The organism is Telluria aromaticivorans, from assembly GCF_013003915.1.
GTDB classification, from domain to species: Bacteria; Pseudomonadota; Gammaproteobacteria; order Burkholderiales; family Burkholderiaceae_D; genus Telluria; species Telluria aromaticivorans.
The window spans coordinates 765,192-783,821 of the sequence record NZ_JABAIV010000002.1 but is presented as its reverse complement, the minus strand read 5'-3'; the positions used below and the strand labels follow the sequence as shown (position 1 = coordinate 783,821).

Annotated in this window: 14 protein-coding genes; all 14 read left to right on the top strand. The window is 65.5% G+C overall.

Annotated features, from left to right (window positions below; all coding sequences use genetic code 11):
* Positions 1-380 precede the first annotated feature (380 nt).
* The 14 genes from HGB41_RS08835 (at position 381) to HGB41_RS08770 (ending at position 18,302) form a co-directional block, all read left to right on the top strand.
* Positions 381-1,361 carry an ABC transporter substrate-binding protein gene (locus HGB41_RS08835; protein WP_171083234.1) on the top strand — a complete coding sequence of 327 codons (981 nt, stop codon included), beginning with the start codon at positions 381-383 and terminating at the stop codon, positions 1,359-1,361.
* Between the two features lie 94 nt (positions 1,362-1,455).
* A complete protein-coding gene (locus HGB41_RS08830) occupies positions 1,456-2,244 on the top strand; it encodes an ABC transporter permease (protein ID WP_171083534.1) in 789 nt (262 codons plus the stop codon).
* 1 nt (position 2,245) lies between these two features.
* Positions 2,246-3,070: an ABC transporter ATP-binding protein gene (locus HGB41_RS08825; protein ID WP_171083232.1), complete on the top strand. Its 825-nt coding sequence runs from the start codon at positions 2,246-2,248 to the stop codon at positions 3,068-3,070.
* Positions 3,071-3,249: 179 nt separating this feature from the next.
* Positions 3,250-4,053, top strand: a complete 804-nt coding sequence (locus tag HGB41_RS08820; RefSeq protein WP_171083230.1) for a cytochrome C assembly family protein — start codon at positions 3,250-3,252, stop codon at positions 4,051-4,053.
* Positions 4,050-4,298 (top strand): PP0621 family protein, encoded by a 249-nt coding sequence (locus HGB41_RS08815; RefSeq protein WP_171083228.1) that lies wholly within the window; start codon positions 4,050-4,052, stop codon positions 4,296-4,298. The genes HGB41_RS08820 and HGB41_RS08815 overlap by 4 nt, the downstream gene beginning before the upstream one ends.
* Positions 4,299-4,306: 8 nt before the next feature.
* Positions 4,307-5,950, top strand: a complete 1,644-nt coding sequence (locus HGB41_RS08810) for a sensor histidine kinase (protein WP_171083226.1) — start codon at positions 4,307-4,309, stop codon at positions 5,948-5,950.
* A 45-nt stretch (positions 5,951-5,995) separates the two neighbouring features.
* Positions 5,996-7,459 (top strand): sigma-54-dependent transcriptional regulator, encoded by a 1,464-nt coding sequence (locus HGB41_RS08805; protein WP_171083224.1) that lies wholly within the window; start codon positions 5,996-5,998, stop codon positions 7,457-7,459.
* Between the two features lie 585 nt (positions 7,460-8,044).
* On the top strand, positions 8,045-10,981 hold the full coding sequence (locus tag HGB41_RS08800; RefSeq protein ID WP_171083222.1) for a ribonucleoside-diphosphate reductase subunit alpha: 2,937 nt from the start codon (positions 8,045-8,047) through the stop codon (positions 10,979-10,981).
* 196 nt (positions 10,982-11,177) lie between these two features.
* Positions 11,178-12,284 (top strand): ribonucleotide-diphosphate reductase subunit beta, encoded by a 1,107-nt coding sequence (locus tag HGB41_RS08795; RefSeq protein ID WP_171083220.1) that lies wholly within the window; start codon positions 11,178-11,180, stop codon positions 12,282-12,284.
* 140 nt (positions 12,285-12,424) lie between these two features.
* Positions 12,425-12,970, top strand: a complete 546-nt coding sequence (locus tag HGB41_RS08790; RefSeq protein ID WP_171083218.1) for a DUF4256 domain-containing protein — start codon at positions 12,425-12,427, stop codon at positions 12,968-12,970.
* An 89-nt stretch (positions 12,971-13,059) separates the two neighbouring features.
* Positions 13,060-14,760, top strand: a complete 1,701-nt coding sequence (locus tag HGB41_RS08785) for a PQQ-dependent sugar dehydrogenase (RefSeq protein WP_171083216.1) — start codon at positions 13,060-13,062, stop codon at positions 14,758-14,760.
* 141 nt (positions 14,761-14,901) lie between these two features.
* Positions 14,902-15,474 (top strand): hypothetical protein, encoded by a 573-nt coding sequence (locus HGB41_RS08780; RefSeq protein WP_171083214.1) that lies wholly within the window; start codon positions 14,902-14,904, stop codon positions 15,472-15,474.
* A gap of 244 nt (positions 15,475-15,718) precedes the next feature.
* Positions 15,719-16,531: a UCP032817 domain-containing protein gene (locus HGB41_RS08775; RefSeq protein ID WP_171083212.1), complete on the top strand. Its 813-nt coding sequence runs from the start codon at positions 15,719-15,721 to the stop codon at positions 16,529-16,531.
* Positions 16,532-16,655: 124 nt separating this feature from the next.
* A complete protein-coding gene (locus tag HGB41_RS08770) occupies positions 16,656-18,302 on the top strand; it encodes a glycosyltransferase family 4 protein (RefSeq protein WP_171083210.1) in 1,647 nt (548 codons plus the stop codon).
* Positions 18,303-18,630: the final 328 nt, after the last annotated feature.

Sequence of the window (18,630 nt, the reverse complement as noted above, 5' to 3'; positions counted from 1 at the left end):
GTGACGGCGTTCGATCTGCCTGTATCTCGTAGGGTGGGCGCCATTTCGGGCATTGCCCGAAATGGCCCTGCCCACGCGGTGATCGGTAAGGGCGAGATCGTCGAGCACAATAACGGAGCCGATAACGATCACCGCGTGGGCGGCGAAGCCGCCCACCCTACGGATTGGCGCATTCGATAATCCACTATTTTACCCTGCGCAAGCGGTCGAGTTCAGCCGGGGGCAGGATATACCGCATTTTTTTTAAGCAGCCGTGATGTGTTCGATCACGCCGCAAGCTTGCTTAATTTGACACACCTCACGTGCCGTCAGGCCGTTTCCCGTCAGCATCGTCCTCTGTGCCGCGCCGTTTTGTCGTGCGGCATTCAAGGGAGAAAGGCATGACCAAACTATTCAATAACATCCTCATCGCGGCGAGCCTGCTGGCAACAGGCGCCGGTGTGACCGCCACGGCCAATGAAGTCGTCCGGCTCGGCAACCTCAAGTTCGCGCACTTCGGTGCGGTGTCGTACATCAAGGAGATCGCACCGAAGTGCGGCATCCGGGTGGAAGAAAAGGTGTTCCCGAAAGGGCTGGACGTGATGCAGGCGATCATCGCCGGCGAACTCGACGTGGGCGCCACCGCATCGGAAGCGGCCATCTCGGGCCGCGCCGGCGGCGCCCCGATCGTGGCGGTGGCCGGCTTCGCCCGCGGCGGTGCGCGGCTGGTGGCGCGGCCCGAGCTGAACATCCGCAGCGTGGCCCAGCTCAAGGGCAAAAGGGTGGGCGTGACGCGCGGTGCGATCCAGGAAGTGCTGCTCATGGCCCAACTGGCCAAGCACGGCTTGACAAGCGACCCGGCGCCGGGCAAGGACGTGCAGCTGGTCTTCCTGCCCTACGCCGACCTGAACGGCGCGCTGCTGGGCAAGCAGATCGACGCCATGATGCAGTCCGAGCCGCAGTCTTCGCAGGCGATCAACAAGGGCTATGGCGCCGAAGTGCTCAAACCCTATGACACGCCGATCGGCGAGCCGGTGCGCACCATGGTCATGACCGAGAAGTTCTACCGCGAGCGCCGCCCGGTGGCCGAGAAATTCATGCGTTGTTTTGTGGAGGCCACCCGGACCTTCATCGACCACCCGGCGGTGGCCGAGAAATACGTGCGCGAGGTGATCTTCAAGAACCAGATCACCAGCGACGACTTCCAGGACGCGATCCGCAATTCGCCATACTCCTACGAGATCACGCCGCAGCACATCCAGGTCACCACCGACACCATGGTGAAAACCGGGGTAGGGCGCATGGCGCGCCCGCCGCTGGCGAAGGACTGGGTGCGGACCGACCTGCTCGACGCCGCCATGGCCGACCTGAAACTGCGCTAAAGGAGCCCACATGACGACGCAAGCAATCCCGCGCAACCGGCGCCGCTCCTCGCGCTCGTTCTGGAGCAATCCCTGGTATGAGCGCGCGGTCGGCATGGTGGTGCCGGTCGCGGCCATCCTGCTCTGGCAGTGGGTGGCCGCGAATGGCTGGGTCGATCCGCTGGTGCTGCCGGCGCCGCTCGACGTCTGGCGCAAATGGGTGGCCTACCTGCTGCCGCTGGTGCCTTTTGAGGCGTACACCGAGGGCGGCTGGTGGTCGTGGGCGCTGTCGGGCGAGCTGCCGGTCGACGTCACCACCAGCATGGTCCGGGTGGTGGTGGGCTTCGCCCTCGGCGCCGGCCTGGCGCTGCCGCTCGGCCTGGCGATGGGCGCCAGCCGCGTGGTGTATGCGTGGATGAACCCCTTCGTGCAGATCCTGCGCCCGATCCCGCCGATCGCCTACATCCCGCTGGCGATCCTGTGGTTCGGGCTGGGCAACCCGCCGGCCGTGTTCCTGATCGCGCTGGGCGCCTTCTTCCCGGTGCTGATGAATACCATCGCCGGAGTGCGCCACGTGGACGGCATCTACCTGCGCGCCGCGCGCAACCTCGGCGCCGGACGCGCCACCATGTTCCTGCGCGTGATCCTGCCGGCCGCCGTGCCCTACATCCTGTCCGGCGTGCGGATCGGCATCGGCACCGCCTTCATCGTGGTGATCGTCTCCGAGATGATCGCCGTCAACAACGGCCTGGGCTTCCGCATCCTGGAAGCGCGCGAATACTTCTGGTCCGACAAGATCATCGCCGGGATGATCACCATCGGCATGCTCGGCCTGGCGATCGACCTTGCCATGAACCGCCTCAACAACTATCTGCTGCGCTGGCACCGCGGCCTGGAGCAGTGACATGAACGCACCCTACTCATCGCAGGTGCTGCAGGCGCCGCATATCCGTGTCGATGGCGTCAACAAGATCTTCGCCAGCCACGACCGGCAGGTGGTAGCGCTGAAGGACATCTCGCTCGAGATCCCGCGCGGGCAGTTCACCTGCCTGCTCGGGCCTTCCGGCTGCGGCAAGTCCACGCTGCTCAACGCGGTGGCGGGCTTCTCGCTGCCGAGCAAGGGCACGATCCTGGTCGACAGCGTCCCGGTCAGCGCGCCGGGGCCGGACCGCGGCATGGTGTTCCAGGAGTACGCGCTCTTCCCCTGGATGACGGTGGAGGACAACATCGCCTTCGGCCTGCATATCAAGGGGATGTCGAAGACGACCATCCGCAAGCGCGTGGGCGATTTGCTGGGCATGCTGTCGCTGACGGATTTCCGCCAGCGCTTCCCCAAGGACCTGTCGGGCGGCATGCGCCAGCGCGTGGCGATCGCCCGCGTGCTCGCCCTCGATTCGCCGATCATGCTGATGGACGAGCCTTTCGGCGCCCTCGACGCACTCACCCGCCGCAACCTGCAGGACGAACTGCTGCGCATCTGGTCCGAGCTGAAAAAGACCATCCTGTTCGTCACCCACAGCATCGAGGAGGCGATCTACCTGGCCGACCGCATCGTGGTGATGACCTACCGCCCTGGCACTGTCAAGCGCGACCTGCTGGTACACATTCCCCGCATGCGCGACCCGGCGGCGCCGGAGTTCAATGCCCTCAAGCGCGAGCTGGGTTTGCTGGTGATGGAGGAGCAGGAGCGGCATCATTCGGATGAGTTGAGGATGGCGGCGGTGGATTAGTCGAGCAGGTAGCTGCCGTGTACTGAAGGAGCAGGTGGCGGCAGCACGAACTTGGAGGGAGCAATGCCGGTGGCATTGCTCCCTCCAAGTTTTGCGAGCAGCCTACGGCTCTTGAATATGCAGTAACCGCAGAGCAGCCCCTCCGCCCCCACCATCAATCGATGGTGTATCCTTCCACTATGCAGAACTCCCTCTTCCTCGCCGCGGCCCTGCTGTACGCGGTGTGCGCCCTGCTGCCGTCGCGCCGGGGCGCGCTTATTTCTGGCGTCACCGCCCTGGCCTGGGCGGTGCATGGCGCCGCGCTTGCGCTCGACATCGTCTCGCCCGGTCAATTGCGGGTCGGCTTCGCCATCATGCTGTCAAGCGCGCTATGGGTCTCGGTGGCCGCCTACTGGCTCGAGAACCGCAATTTCGCCCTTGACGGCATGCGCCGCCTGGTGATGCCCTTCGCGTTTGTCGCGGCGCTGCTGCCGCTGGTCTTTCCGGGCAGCGTGCTCGAGCTCCAGGACCAGTCGCCTGCCTTCGGCTGGCATGTCGCGGTCGCGGTGCTGGCCTACAGCACCCTGACCATCGCCGCCTTCCACGCGGTGCTGATGGCGCTGCAGGAAGCGCGGCTGCACACGCGCGGCAGCAACGGCGGCTGGTTCGCCGGCGCGCTCGACCAGCTGCCGGCGCTGCTGACCATGGAAAAGCTGCTGTTCCGCGTGATCTGGATCGGTTTCGTCCTGCTCAGCCTCACGGTGCTGTCGGGCGTCGTGTTCTCCGAGCAGCTGTTCGGCCGTGCGCTGCGCCTCGACCACAAGAGCGTGTTCGCGCTGCTGTCATGGCTGCTGTTTGCCGCGCTGCTGGCCGGGCGCCGCTGGCAGGGCTGGCGCGGCAAGACCGCGCTGCGCTTCACGCTGGCAGGCTTCGCCACGCTGGCACTGGCCTATGTTGGCAGCCGCTTCGTGCTCGAAGTCGTCCTGCACAGGGGAGTCGCATGATGCGTATCCTGTTCTGGATCGCCCTGGTCATCCTGGTGGTGATGGCCGTGCGCGCCAAGCTGAAGGGCTCCAGCGGGCGCCACCAGGTGCCACCCCGGCAGCAACCGCCGCCGGAGCCGGTGGCGCAGATCGAGACCATGACCCAGTGCGCGCATTGCGGCCTGCATTTCCCGGCCTCCGAAGCGGTGCACGCCGACGGCCACGACTACTGCTCGCCGGGCCACGTGCGCCTGCCGCCGCGGTAAACCGGCGGATGCTGCCGCTTTCACGGGAAGCGCGCGCGACCATGTGGCGCTCGCTCCAGACCTTCAACATCACCCGCATCGTCATCGCCCTGGTGCTGCTGCTCTACCTGGGCGTGAGCATCACCGACAACGGCCTGCGCACCGATGCCGTCAATACCGAAGCCTGCGTCTTCTATTTTTTGGCGGCGCTGGCCTTCGCCGGCTTCGGCACCTGGTGGAAGCGCCGCTTCGTGGTGCAGCTGGGCTGCCAGATCGCGGTGGATTTGGCCGTCATTTCGCTGCTCTACCTCGCCGCCGGCGGCATGCGCAGCGGGCTGGCGATCCTCTACCTGTTCCCGCTGGCCGGCGCGGCGATCCTGGCGCCGCTGGTGCTGGCCCTGTTCGCAGCCTCGGTCGCGACGCTGTTCCTGCTCGCCGAAAGCACCTGGCAGGTGGTGATGCTGGACCGCCAGGCGCCGCTGATGCAGGCCGGCCTGTACGGCGGCGCCTTCTTCGCCGGCGTGCTGCTGGTGAACCGGCTGGCGGCGCGCCTGATCAAGCAGGAAGAACTGGCCGCCCAGCGCGGTACCGACCTGCGTATCCAGCAGCTGATCAACGGGATCGTCATCGCCGACGTCGGCGACGGCATCCTGGTCGTCGGTGACGACGGCCTGGTCTTCACCGGCAACCCGGCCGCCCGCCAGACCCTCGGCGTCGAAGGCGATGCGGCCGGCTTCCGGCTCGGCGAGGCGCCCGGACTGGAGCCGGTGGCGCAGACCTTCGCCGCCTGGCTGCGTGCGCCGGTGGAGGGCGCAGCGTTTGTCACCGTCAAGCCCTACCAGGAAGATGTGGGCCCGCTACGCGGCCGGCGCGACCAGCCGGTGCACCTGAAGCTGCGCTTCGCGCGGGTCGATACCGTCGGCGTCGCCCTGGGTCGCAGCGTGGTGTTCATGCAGGACGTGAGCGCCATCGAAAACCAGGCGCAGCAACTCAAGCTGGCCTCGATGGGGCGCCTGACCGCCAGCATCGCGCACGAGGTGCGCAACCCGCTATCGGCCATCGGCCATGCCACCGCGCTGCTGGCCGAAGACCTGCACGGCCCGGCCGAGCTGCGGCTGCTGAAGATCATCGGCGATAACGTCACCCGCGTGAACCGCATGGTGGAAGACATCCTGCAGCTCTCGCGCAAGGTGCAGCCGAACGGCGAACCGCTGCAGCTGAGCGGGTTCCTGGCCGAGCTGAAGCTGGAATTCTGCGAAACCCACGGGCTCGCCGGTGATATAGTCTATATAGGCGACCCTGGGCGCAGTGCGGTGCGCTTCGACCCGCTGCACCTGCACGAAGTGCTGCTCAACCTGCTGGGCAATGCGGTGCGCTATGCCAGCAAGGCCCCTGGCAGCATCCGCATTTTCCCGGCGCGCGACGCCGCCGGGCGCATCGAGCTGCACGTGCAGGACGACGGCCCCGGCATCACCCCGGAAGTGCGCGCCCACCTGTTCGAGCCCTTCTATACTACCTCGAGCAAGGGCACCGGCCTGGGCCTGTACCTGGCGCGCGAGCTGTGCCTGAACAACGATGCGAAGCTCGACTACGAATACCGCTTCGACGCCGCGCCGACCGGGGAGCGCAAGGCCAGCGGGCGCTTCGTGATCAGCTTCGCGCAGCCGGCCTGAGATGGATCCGGATTCGCACCGCTATATATATAGAGTGAAAAAACCATGACCGCACCCCGCATCCTCGTGGTCGACGACGAAGCCGACCTGCGTGAACTGCTCGAGATCACCCTGCTCAAGATGGGGCTGGACGTCGACAGCGCGGCCACGCTGCGCCAGGCCCGCGGGCTGCTCGAGGAACACGACTACGCCCTGGTCCTGACCGACATGCGCCTGCCCGACGGCCTCGGGCTGGAGCTGGTGCGCGAAGTGCATGCCTCGCCCAAGGCGACCCCGATCGCCGTCATCACCGCCTACGGCAGCGCCGAGAACGCGGTGGTCGCGCTCAAGGCGGGCGCTTTCGACTACATCTCCAAGCCGGTGGCGCTCGATGCGCTGCGCGTGATGGTGCGCTCGGCCCTGCGCCTGCTTGACGCAGCGCCCGCCCAGCCGGACGGCAGCGTGCCCGGCTCGCGCATGATCGGCACCTCCACGGCGATGCAGTCGCTGCGCGCCCAGATCGGCCGCCTGGCGCGCTCGAACGCGCCGATCTCGATCACCGGCGAATCGGGCAGCGGCAAGGAGCTCGCCGCCCGCGAGATCCACGCCCAGAGTTCGAGAGCAAGCAAGCCGTTCGTCGCGGTGAACTGCGGCGCGATTCCCGAAACCCTGATGGAAGCGGAATTCTTCGGCTACCGCAAGGGCGCCTTCACCGGCGCGGCCGAGGAGCGCGACGGCTTCTTCCAGGCGGCCAACGGCGGCACCCTGATGCTCGACGAAGTGGCCGACCTGCCGCTGGCGATGCAGGTCAAGCTGCTGCGCGCGATCCAGGAACGGCGCGTGCGCAAGATCGGCGCGACTAGCGAAGAGCCGGTGGACGTGCGCATCATCAGCGCCACCCACCAGGACCTGGCGCGTTGCGTGGAGCAGGGCCGGTTCAGGCAGGATTTGTTCTACCGGCTGAACGTGATCGAACTGTCGCTGCCGCCGCTGCGCGAGCGCTTGGATGATTTGCCGCCCCTGGTGGACGCCGTGCTGGCGCGGCTGGCCGGGCCGGGACAGGCGGCGCTCGGGCCGGGCGTACTCGATGCACTGCGCGCCTACTCCTTCCCGGGGAATATCCGCGAACTGGAGAACGTGCTGGAGCGGGCGCTGGCGTTTGCCAACGATGGCGTGATCGAAGTGGGGGATTTGTCGCTGAAGGCGGCGCGCCCGAGCGAGGCGGGGCGCGAAGCGGCAGCGGCGGCGCCGGCACCGGTCCAGGCACCCGTGCCGGCGCCGGTGGCCGAACCGGAAGCGGCTACCGCGCCAGTCGGGGCAGCGCCGGGGCCGGCCATGCTCGGCCCGGGCGGCTTGCCCGGCAACCTGCCGGAATACCTGATCCAGGTGGAGCGCGACATCATCGGGCGCGCCCTTCAGCAGACCCAGTTCAACCGCACGCAGGCTGCGGCGCTGCTCGGGATCAGCGTGCGGCAGTTGCGGTACCAGATGCAGAAGCTCGAGATTTCGGCTCCGGACGACAACGCCTGAACGGTTTTCGTAGGGTGGGCGGGTCTCCCGCCCGCGCGTTCAACGAACACGGAAGAACCACGGTGCGTCGTCATCATGGTGATTTGAACGCGTGGTCGGCGAAGCCGACCACCCTACAACTGCTGCATCTCTTTGTTGTCTTTTCGCCAGTGCAAAACGCACAAGAATGATGCGCCGCGCATCGGGCTGATTACGCTTTAAGCAGCCCCATTGACCAAGGTTAGTGCTCACTCACCGCATACTCCCCGTCCTTCCAGCCCTGGTTCATTGTCAAGCCCATGCACCAAAAAAAACGCAAAATATTGCGAAGTTCTTTACTTGCCGTGACCTGGGTCAGGTACTACAATTAGTCTCATATCAAGGTCGAACACTAGATGTAGTGGTAGTGAACTGAAAGAAACAAGTTCACGACCGACTTGAGGCTTGCTCTGCAAGCGACTGATTCCACAGCGATTTTCTACCCTGCATATCTGGTTGCCAGCACGGCGTTCCGGCTGGCGGGGCATCGCTTTGCTATGAATTCCGTAGGACCACGGTCCTGGTAACAACAAATGGCGGCAGGCATCTGCCCACCCTGGAGGCTCAATGCAAACAGCACAAGACATTTCGATCAATCCTCACCTCACCCCAGGCGCGGCGGCCAATGCCTCGCCGGCAGAGATCGTGGCACGCGGCGACTACCGCGTGATCCGCCGCAACGGCGCCGTGGTGGCCTTCGAGCCGCACAAGATCTCGGTCGCGATGACCAAGGCCTTCCTCGCCATCGCCGGCGGGCAGGGTGCTGCTTCGGCCCGCATCCGTGATCTGGTGGAACAGATGACCGGAAATGTCGTAGCTGCATTGGTGCGCCGCCAGCCGAACGGCGGCACCTTCCACATCGAAGACGTGCAGGACCAGGTCGAACTGTCGCTGATGCGCTCGGGCGAGCATGACGTCGCGCGCGAATACGTGCTGTACCGCGCCAAGCGCATGGAAGAACGCCGCGCCGCCAAGGAAGCCGCCGGCGGCAACGCCGTGGCCGCGCCGCAGATCCACGTGATCGACGGCGGCCAGCGCCTGCCGCTCGACATGAATGCCGTCTACGGCCTGGTCAACGCTGCCTGCGCCGGCCTGGAAAAGCACGTCGACGCCGACGCAATCGTCGCCGAGACCCTGAAGAACCTGTACGACGGCGTGCCGGTCGAAGAGCTGCACAAGTCGGCCATCCTGGCGGCCCGCGCCCTGATGGAAAAAGACCCGGCCTACAGCCAGGTCACCGCGCGCATCTTGCTGCACACCATCCGCAAGGAAGTGTTCGGCCACGAAGTCGCGCAAGCCGGCGCCGCTCTTGAGTACATCACCTACTTCCCGCAGTACATCGCCAAGGGCATCCATAACGAGCTGCTGGACGAAGAACTGGGCAAGTACGACCTCGAGCGCCTGGCCAAGGCCATTGTCGCCGACCGCGACCTGCAGTTCGGCTACATCGGCCTGCAGACCCTGTACGACCGCTACTTCCTGCACGTGCGCGAAACCCGCATCGAAATGCCGCAGGCCTTCTACATGCGCGTCGCCATGGGCCTGGCCCTGCGCGAAGCCGACCGCGAAGCGCGCGCGATCGAGTTCTATAACCTGCTGTCGTCGTTCGACTTCATGAGCTCGACCCCGACCCTGTTCAACTCGGGTACCCGCCGTTCGCAGCTGTCCTCGTGCTACCTGACCACCGTCGGCGACGACCTGGAAGGCATTTACGACGCTATTAAAGAAAACGCGCTGCTGTCGAAGTTCGCCGGCGGCCTGGGCAACGACTGGACCCCGGTCCGTGCACTGGGCTCGCGCATCAAGGGCACCAATGGCAAGTCGCAAGGCGTGGTCCCGTTCCTGAAAGTGGTCAACGACACTGCCGTGGCGGTCAACCAGGGCGGCAAGCGCAAGGGCGCGGTCTGCGCCTACCTGGAAACCTGGCACATGGACATCGAGGAATTCCTCGACCTGCGCAAGAACACCGGCGACGACCGCCGCCGCACCCACGACATGAACACCGCGAACTGGATTCCCGACCTGTTCATGAAGCGCGTGATGGAAAAGGGCTACTGGAGCCTGTTCTCGCCAAGCGAGACGCCAGACCTGCACGACCTGGTCGGCAAGGCCTTCGAAGAAGCCTATACCGCCTATGAAGCCAAGGCGGAACGCGGCGAAATGACCGTGTACAAGAAAATCGAAGCGCTCGACCTGTGGCGCAAGATGCTGTCGATGCTGTTCGAAACCGGCCACCCATGGATCACCTTCAAGGATCCGTGCAACATCCGTTCGCCGCAGCAGCACATCGGCGTCGTGCACTCGTCGAACCTGTGCACCGAGATCACGCTGAACACCAGCGCCGACGAAATCGCCGTCTGCAACCTGGGCTCGGTCAACCTGCCGCAGCACATGAAGGGCGACAGCCTCGACCACGTCAAGCTGCAGAAGACCATCCGCATCGCCATGCGCATGCTGGACAACGTCATCGACATCAATTACTACGCCGTGGAAAAGGCGCGCAACTCGAACATGCGCCACCGTCCGGTCGGCATGGGGGTGATGGGCCACCAGGATTGCCTGCACATGATGCGCATCCCGTTCGCCTCGGATAAAGCGGTGGAATTCGCCGACAAGTCGATGGAAGCCGTCTGCTACTTCGCCTACCTGGCCTCGACCGAGCTGGCCGAAGAACGCGGCCGCTACGGTTCCTACGAAGGTTCGCTGTGGGACCGCGGCATCCTGCCGCAGGACTCGATCAAGCTGCTGGCGGAAGAGCGCGGCGGCTACCTCGAGCAGGACACAAGCGAGTCGATGGACTGGACCCTGGTGCGTAGCCGCATCAAGGAATTCGGCATGCGCAACTCGAACTGCGTGGCGATCGCCCCGACCGCGACGATCTCGAACATCATCGGCGTGTCGGCCTGCATCGAGCCGACCTTCCAGAATCTGTACGTGAAGTCGAACCTGTCGGGCGAATTTACCGAGATCAATGCCTACCTGGTGCGCGACCTGAAGGCACGCGACCTGTGGGACGAAGTCATGATCGCCGACCTGAAGTATTTCGACGGTTCGCTCTCCAAGATCGACCGCGTGCCGCAAGACCTGCGCGACATCTACGCCACCGCCTTCGAAGTCGAGCCGAAGTGGCTGGTAGAGCAGGCTTCGCGCCGCCAGAAGTGGATCGACCAGGCCCAGTCGCTGAACATCTACATGGCCGGCGCATCGGGCAAGAAGCTGGACGAGACCTACAAGCTGGCCTGGCTGCGTGGCCTGAAGACCACCTACTACCTGCGCACCATCGCCGCGACGCACATGGAGAAATCCACCAGCCGCACCGGCGCGCTGAACGCGGTGTCGGTCTCGGGCGCCCTGTCGGGTGGCCACGCCGCACCTGCAACGCCAGCGGCAGCGCCGGCAGCATCGGCAGCACCGGTCGCCGCAGCAGCGGACGAGGCGGATGGCGCGGCTTGCTACCTGCGTCCTGGCGACGACGGTTTCGAGGAATGCGAAGCCTGCCAGTAATCCAGTAAAAAGAAGGGCAAGCACACTCCACAGTGTCCTTGCCCCGTTACCCTTAAAACCGTCGTTCCGGCGAAGGCCGGAACCTAATTTCGCGGCGCCTCGCTAGCGTATCGGTTCCTCCAGGAACGACGAACAACCGAAACGACAATGGCCGTCCGCCCCGCGCGGACGCAGCCACGAAAGAAGGAAAAAAACCATGCTCTCCTGGGACGACGAACCAAGCACCGCGCCGCGCGCGCCACAAGCCGCCGACGCCACCGAAACCGTCGACGCCGCACTGGTCGCCAAGCGCGTCAACGCCGACGACAAGCGCATCATCAACGGCCAGACCGACGTCAACCAGCTGGTGCCGTTCAAGTACAAATGGGCCTGGGACAAATACCTGGCCGGCTGCGCCAACCACTGGATGCCGCAAGAAGTGAACATGCAGCGCGACATCGAGCTGTGGAAGAGCCCGAACGGCCTGTCGGAAGACGAGCGCCGCCTGGTCAAGCGTAACCTCGGCTTCTTCGTGACCGCCGACTCGCTGGCCGCGAACAACATCGTGCTGGGCACCTACCGCCACATCACCGCGCCGGAATGCCGCCAGTACCTGCTGCGCCAGGCCTTCGAAGAGGCGATCCATACCCACGCCTACCAGTACATCGTCGAGTCGCTGGGCCTGGACGAGAAGGAAATCTTCAACGCCTACAACGAGATCGAGTCGATCCACGACAAGGACCAGTTCCTGATCCCGTTCATCAACACCCTGACCGACCCTGAATTCAAGACCGGCACCCTGGAAAACGACCAGAAGCTGCTGAAGTCGATCATCGTCTTCGCCTGCCTGATGGAAGGCCTGTTCTTCTACGTCGGCTTCACCCAGATCCTGGCGCTGGGCCGCCAGAACAAGATGACCGGCGCCGCCGAGCAGTACCAGTACATCCTGCGCGACGAGTCGATGCACGTGAACTTCGGCATCGACCTGATCAACACGATCAAGATGGAAAACCCGCTGCTGTGGACCCCGGCCTTCCGCGAAGAGATCAAGGTGCTGTTCCTGGAAGCGGTCGAACTCGAATACCGCTACGCCGAAGACACCATGCCGCGCGGCGTGCTGGGCCTGAACGCCCCGATGTTCAAGGGCTACCTCCGCTTCATCGCCAACCGCCGCTCTGTGCAGATCGGCCTGGATCCGCTGTTCCCGAACGAAGAAAACCCGTTCCCGTGGATGAGCGAGATGATCGACATGAAGAAGGAGCGTAACTTCTTCGAGACGCGTGTAACGGAGTACCAGACCGGTGGTGCGCTGAACTGGGATTAAGTATCAGCGACCGAACCAGGAAGGCCCGGCTGCCCGTGATGGCAGCCGGGCCTTGTCTTTTTCGCGGCCTGCATCGCTGTCGTGATAATTTGGCGTTCACGACCGACGTCACGCCACCATTAGGAAAGGACGATGCCCCCATGAGCCCAGAACAATCCGCCGACCTGCTCAAGACACTGCAGTCCCGTTTCGAGAAGAACATGCGCCGTCACGAAGGCCTTGCCTGGCCTACGGTGCAGGCCAGGTTGGAGCAGGATGCCAGCGCACTGAAGGCATTGCTGGCGATGGAAGCCACCGGCGGCGAGCCGGACGTCATCGGGCAGGGCAGCGAAACGGGGCAAGTGATCTTCTGCGATTGCGCTCCCGAGAGCCCGGCAGGCCGCAGGAGCATCTGCTACGACCGCGCAGCCCTAAATGCACGCAAGGAAAACAAGCCGCGCGCCAGTGCGGCCGAGATGGCTACCGAAATGGGCATCGACCTGGTGACCGAAGCGCAGTACCGGGCACTCCAGCAGCTGGGCGAATTCGATAAAAAAACCTCCAGCTGGATCGCGACGCCTGAAGACGTGCGGGCCTTGGGCGGCGCGCTGTTCTGCGACCGCCGCTATGGCCGGGTCTTCGTGTACCACAATGGCGCCGAGTCGTACTATGCCGCGCGGGGTTTCCGCGGCACGCTGTCAGTCTGAGCGCAGCGCAGCGCCTGCCGGCCGGCATGCAGGGGAGAGTTCGCCTATGATGCCGGATTGCCATCATCTATCCCGTCAGGAGAATTCCTTTGAACCTTCAATCCCTGCCGCTGCGTGCAGCGCTGCTCGCCAGCCTGGCAGCGGCATCCAGCGCCCACGCCGCGCCCCAGCCCGTCGCCGGCCAGACCACCTTCCAGAACAACTGCGCCAGCTGCCACAGCGTCGACCCGGCCCTGTCCTCGCGCGCCGGCCCCGGCCTGTTCCGCGTGCTTGATCGCAAGGCCGCCGCCGTCCCCGGGTTCAACTATTCGACTGCGCTGGCTAAAGCCGGCGCCGCCGGCAAGACCTGGACCCAGGCCGAGCTGGATGTCTTCCTGGCCGACCCGACGAAGAATGTGCCCGGCACCACGATGCCGGTCGGCGTCCCCGACAAGCAGACGCGCGCCGCACTGATCGACTACCTCGCCACCCTGCAGGGCGCCACAACGGCAGCATCTGCGCCAGCCACGGCTGCCGCGCCTGGAGAGCGCAGCGGCTCCTGGGACGACAACCAGCCCGGCAAGATCCACCACATCAAGCTCAGCGACCTGCCGCCGCCTTTCGCCACCACCAGCGCCGGCAACGGCCCGCGCGTCGAGGCGCGTCCGAACGGCAGCCTGCCGACGGTCCCGAAAGGTTTTACCGTCAGCGTCTTCGCCGTGGATACCGACAAGCCACGCCTGCCGCTGCGTGCGCCGAACGGCGACATCTTCCTGGCGGCGACCGGCAAGGGCGAAATCAAGGTGCTGCGCTCGAAAAACGGCGACAAGGCCGACACCCTTGAGGTGTTCGCGAGCGGTTTGAGCCGTCCCTACGGCATGGCCTTCTGGCCCTCGACGGCGAACCCACAGTACTTATATGTCGCCAACGTCAACGCCATCGTCCGCATCCCTTACCGCAACGGCGACCTGAAGGCGCGCGGCGAAGCCGAGACGATCGTGCCGCAATTGTCCGACACCAGCGGCGGCCACACGACCCGCACGCTGGCGTTCTCGAAGGACGACAAGACCCTGCTGCTGTCGATCGGTTCCGCCACCAACGTGGCGGCCGATATCGGCCCCAAACCGCCCGAGCCGCTGGCGCAATGGGAAGCCAAGCATGGCGTCGGCGGCGCCTGGGGTGTGGAGACCGACCGTGCCACGGTGATGGCTTTTGATGTGGACGGCAAGAACCGCCGCACCTATGCCACCGGCCTGCGCAACTGCGTCGGCATGCTGGTCTACCCAAGTACCGGCGACGTGATGTGCAACGTGAACGAGCGCGACGCGCTGGGCGACAACCTGCCGCCCGACTACCTGACCCGCGTGAAGCAGGGCGGTTTCTACGGCTGGCCGTGGTACTACATCGGCGACAACGAAGACCCGCGCCTGCAGGGCCAGCGCCCGGACCTGAAGGGCAAGAGCATCGTCCCGGATGTGCTGATCCAGTCGCATTCCGCGCCGCTCGGCATGGCGGTCTACCACGCGCCCAAGGGCGCACGGAACGCCTTCCCGAAGGAGTACGAGGGTGAGGTCTTCGTGGCGCTGCATGGTTCCTGGAACCGCGGCGTGCGCACCGGCTACAAGGTGGTGCGCGCCTTCATGAGGAACGGCGTGCCCACCGGCCAATACCAGGACTTCATGTCGGGGATGGTGTTGAGCGACCGCGAGGTCTGGGGTCGGCCTGCGGGTGTCGCGGTGGCTGCGGATGGCGCGCTGCTGGTCGTCGACGATGCCGGTGGCGTCGTCTGGCGCATCGCGCCGCAGCGCTGAGAAGTCCACTAGAGCCCGTCGCAAGACGGGTTTTTTATCGCCGTCGGGTCGTAGCCTGGCCACGGTCGCTTGAGCTCCCGCATCGTCCACAGTCCTTCGGTGAACTAAGGTAACCGAAGGATAGGCCAGGGAGAAGAGGCGATGAATGCGACGAAGAAGCCGATTGTAGTGAAACACGCGGGGGCGCTCTCGCAGGCCGCCTATGCGCGGATGCTGGCCGAGGTGCCGGCAACGCTGTTTCCCTACTGGGCCGCTACCGCGCACCACGAGTTCCCCGGCATTCCCCGCGACGCGTCCTTCTACACCCAGTCGCTCGACGGACTGATGATGTTCTTCGACTGCGTGGCCGCCGCCGGCCAGGCCTGTGCGCTGCCTTCGCTTGCGGCCGGCTCGGTGTGGCATGCATGGACGTTCCTGGATGAATCGGGTCTCCACCGTTTCAGCGTCCGCCATGTCGGCCGGGTGATCCCGCATCCCGGACAAGCGGGGATGATGGCGGGCATGGACAGGGCACTGGCCACCTGCCTGGTCGTCGCACGCCGCCGCGCGTCTCAGCCGGCCGCAGGCGCCTGCCTGCCCCCCTGTTTTCGCTGGATAGCCGGTTTGGCATGCCCCAGGGCTACGGCTACAGGATCATCCGTGGACTGGTGGCCTGTTCTGCCCTGGACGAATTCGGGAACGCGCAAGACCGCGTGTCCTTCCCGGAAGCGCTGACACCCCATGGCCTTTACGTGGCCGGCCTGGTCAGCGAAGCCGAATATGAGGAAGCCGCGCGCCCTGGCCCTTGCAGCGGAGGCTGACGGGCCCGCAGTGCTGGATCAGCAAACAACAAACCCGTCGCACGACGGTTTTTTTCCTTACGTGAGCGCAAGCCTAGCCAGTTTAGTTTGATATTTATCGGTATCTGTTCAGTTTCCGTGAACTAACGTAACCGGAGGATCCACGACAGGGGATGGCCATGAATGTCAGGGCAGTCTGGGAATCGGAAACCCGCACGGTTGAACGCGAGTTCGCCCATTCGACCTATGCCGCCGTGCTGGCCGATGTGCCGGCAACGCTGTTTCCATATTGGTCAGAGACCTCGCGCGACGAGTTTCCCCGCATTCCCCGCGCCGCCGCCTTCTACGCGCAGGCGGCCGAAGGGCTGATGATGTTCTTCGATTGCATGGCGGCGGCCGGCAAGCCCTGCGGCCTGCCTTCGCGCGCCGCCGACTCGGTCTGGCATGCGTGGACGCGCATGGATGCGCCGGGCCTCGAGGCTTTCTGCATCCGCCACTTCGGGCGCGTCATCCCGCACGTCGAGCGCGCCCAGATGCAGGAAGACATGAACAAGGCCCTCGGGGCCTGCCTGGTGCAGGCACGCCGCCGCGCATCGCGCCCGGTCGCCGGTCCCAGCCTGCCGCGGCTGTTTTCGCTGGATGCGCGCCTCGGCATGCCGCATGGTTTCGGCTACCGGATCGTCGGTGGCCTGGTTGCCTGCTCAAGCCTGGACGCGTTCGGGAATCCCGGGAAGAAGCTGTCCTTCCCGGATGGGCTGACCTCGTTTGGCCTGTTCCAGGCCGGCTTGATCAGCGCCGCCGAGTACGACGAAGGCGCGCGCCTGAGCGGCATCCATGCCTTGCGCTTCGAAGGCGAAGACAGCTTCGTCGACCACATCGGGGCCGATATCGAAGCGGGCGGCGACGGCGGGGCAGGCGACGGCGCCGCCTCGTGCAGCGGCGGCGGTTCGTGTGGCGGCGGCTGCGGCGGCGGGGGCTGCGGCGGCAGCTAGCCCGCAGGCCCGGCACGACCACCCGGCAGGCCTGCGCCGTCCTTCACGGGCGCTCGCTATCATGGTTTCGACAGGCCAGCCTTTCGCCGCGTTCCGCCGGCATGCGCTGGCCGCAGGAGACCGCATGCCAGACAGCTTTGCCCTGCACTACGTTCCCGAAGCCTTTTCCATCGCCGGCCAGAAGCTAATGGGCCGCCAGTCCGCCGGCGTCGGCCTGCTGCGCGCCATTGCCCATCACTCCGATGCGGCGCAGGTCGGATGCTTCGCCGCCGACCGCAGCCACGCCGACGCCTTCGGCGCCACGCTGCGCGAAGATGGCTACCAGGGCGAGATCGCCTGGGTGCCGCAATCGACGCCGCAGGCGCTGGAGCACTTTGGCTGCCTGTACCACCCGGGGCCGGGCATCGAGCGGCTGGCCTGGCGCCGGCTCGAGGCCGGCGAGCATCGCTACAGCCTGTGCGGCATCGCGCATGCCACCGCTTCGCACGAGATGATGAGCATGGTGACCAACCTGCTGGTGGCGCCGGTGCGCAGCTGGGACGCCATCGTCTGCACCTCGCGCGTGGTGCGCGACAGCGTGCGCGTGCTGGTCGAGGCGCAGGCCGACTACCTGCGCACCCGCCTCGGTGCGCAGCGCTTCGAGCTGCCGCAACTGCCCCTGATCCCGCTCGGCGTGCACTGCGCCGGCCTGCAGCAGGAAGCGGGACAGCGCATGGAGGCGCGGGCCCGCTTCGGCATCGGCGAAGAAGACGTGGCCTTTCTTTACCTCGGCCGCATGTCGGTGCATGCCAAGTCGCATCCGCAGCAGATGTTCACCGCGCTCGAGCGCGCCGAGAAGGGCGGCCGCCGGGTGCACCTGGTCATGGCCGGCTGGTATGCGGGAGAAGCCATCGAAACGGCTTTCCGCGAAGCGGCAGCCCTGCTGTGTCCTTCGGTGCGGCTGGTGGAGCTGGACGGGCGCCTGCCCGCCAACCAGCGTGACGCCTGGGCTGCGGCCGACGTCTTCACTTCGCTCGCCGACAACGTCCAGGAAACCTTCGGGCTGACGCCGGTCGAAGCCATGGCGGCCGGCCTGCCCTGCGTGGTCTCGGACTGGAACGGCTACCGCGACTCGGTGCGCGACGGTATCGACGGCTATCGCATCCCCACCCTGATGCCGGGGCCGGGCGCGGGGCTCGACCTGGCGCAGCGCTACGACGACGGCGTGGACAGCTTCGACATGTATTGCGGCCACGCCAGCCAGGCGGTGGCGCTCGACGGCGCGCTGCTGGCGCAGGCCTATGGCCGGCTGGTGTGCGATACCGGCTTGCGCCGCATGATGGGAGAGCAGGCGCGCCGGCGTGCGCAGTCCGAATTCGACTGGCAGGTGGTGTTCGGCCGCTACAGCGCGCTGTGGGACGAGCTCGCGGAACGCCGCCGCGCCGACCCGGTGCTGGCGCCCGCGCTGCCGGCACGTGCGCCGGATCGCCCCGACCCATTCAAATTGTTCGCTTGCTATCCCACCCGGCCGCTGACCGCGGCCTCGCTGGTGGAACTGACGCCGGATGCGTCGCTGGCGCTGGTGAACCAGTACCGTGAGCTGGCCATCAACCGGTTTGCCGCCGCCTCGCTGCCGACCCTTGAAGATTTTGGACAGATGTTCGGGGCGATCGGCCCGCGTCCGGTGGAGGTGGAAGAACTGATCGACACGCTCGGGCCTTGCGACCGCGCGACGCTGCTGCGCGGATTGGCATGGCTGTGCAAGATGGATCTGTTGCGCGTGGTCGAGTAGTGCAGGCGGGTTCGCTGTTACGGGTTCGCAGCATTATCTTTACGGCCGAAACCATGTTTGGAGGCGAACCAATCCGATTGCCGTATCGCTTGTCCTTGCAGGCGCTCTGCTTGAATGGCGGGTTTCGATTACCTGCCGGAAGACGGTTTGGCGATCACCGGGAATGCGATTTGGTGCGCCAGCGGTGTGTTGGTTAACCGACGAATGCGCGAGCGCATGTTTAAGTGTGCAAAACACGTTTTGTTTGCGGCGTTCGGCTTGCGCACTCACAAAGTTTTCGTGTACTTTACGTGATTGAATTTGTCAAAACGTGAACATGTGATATTGT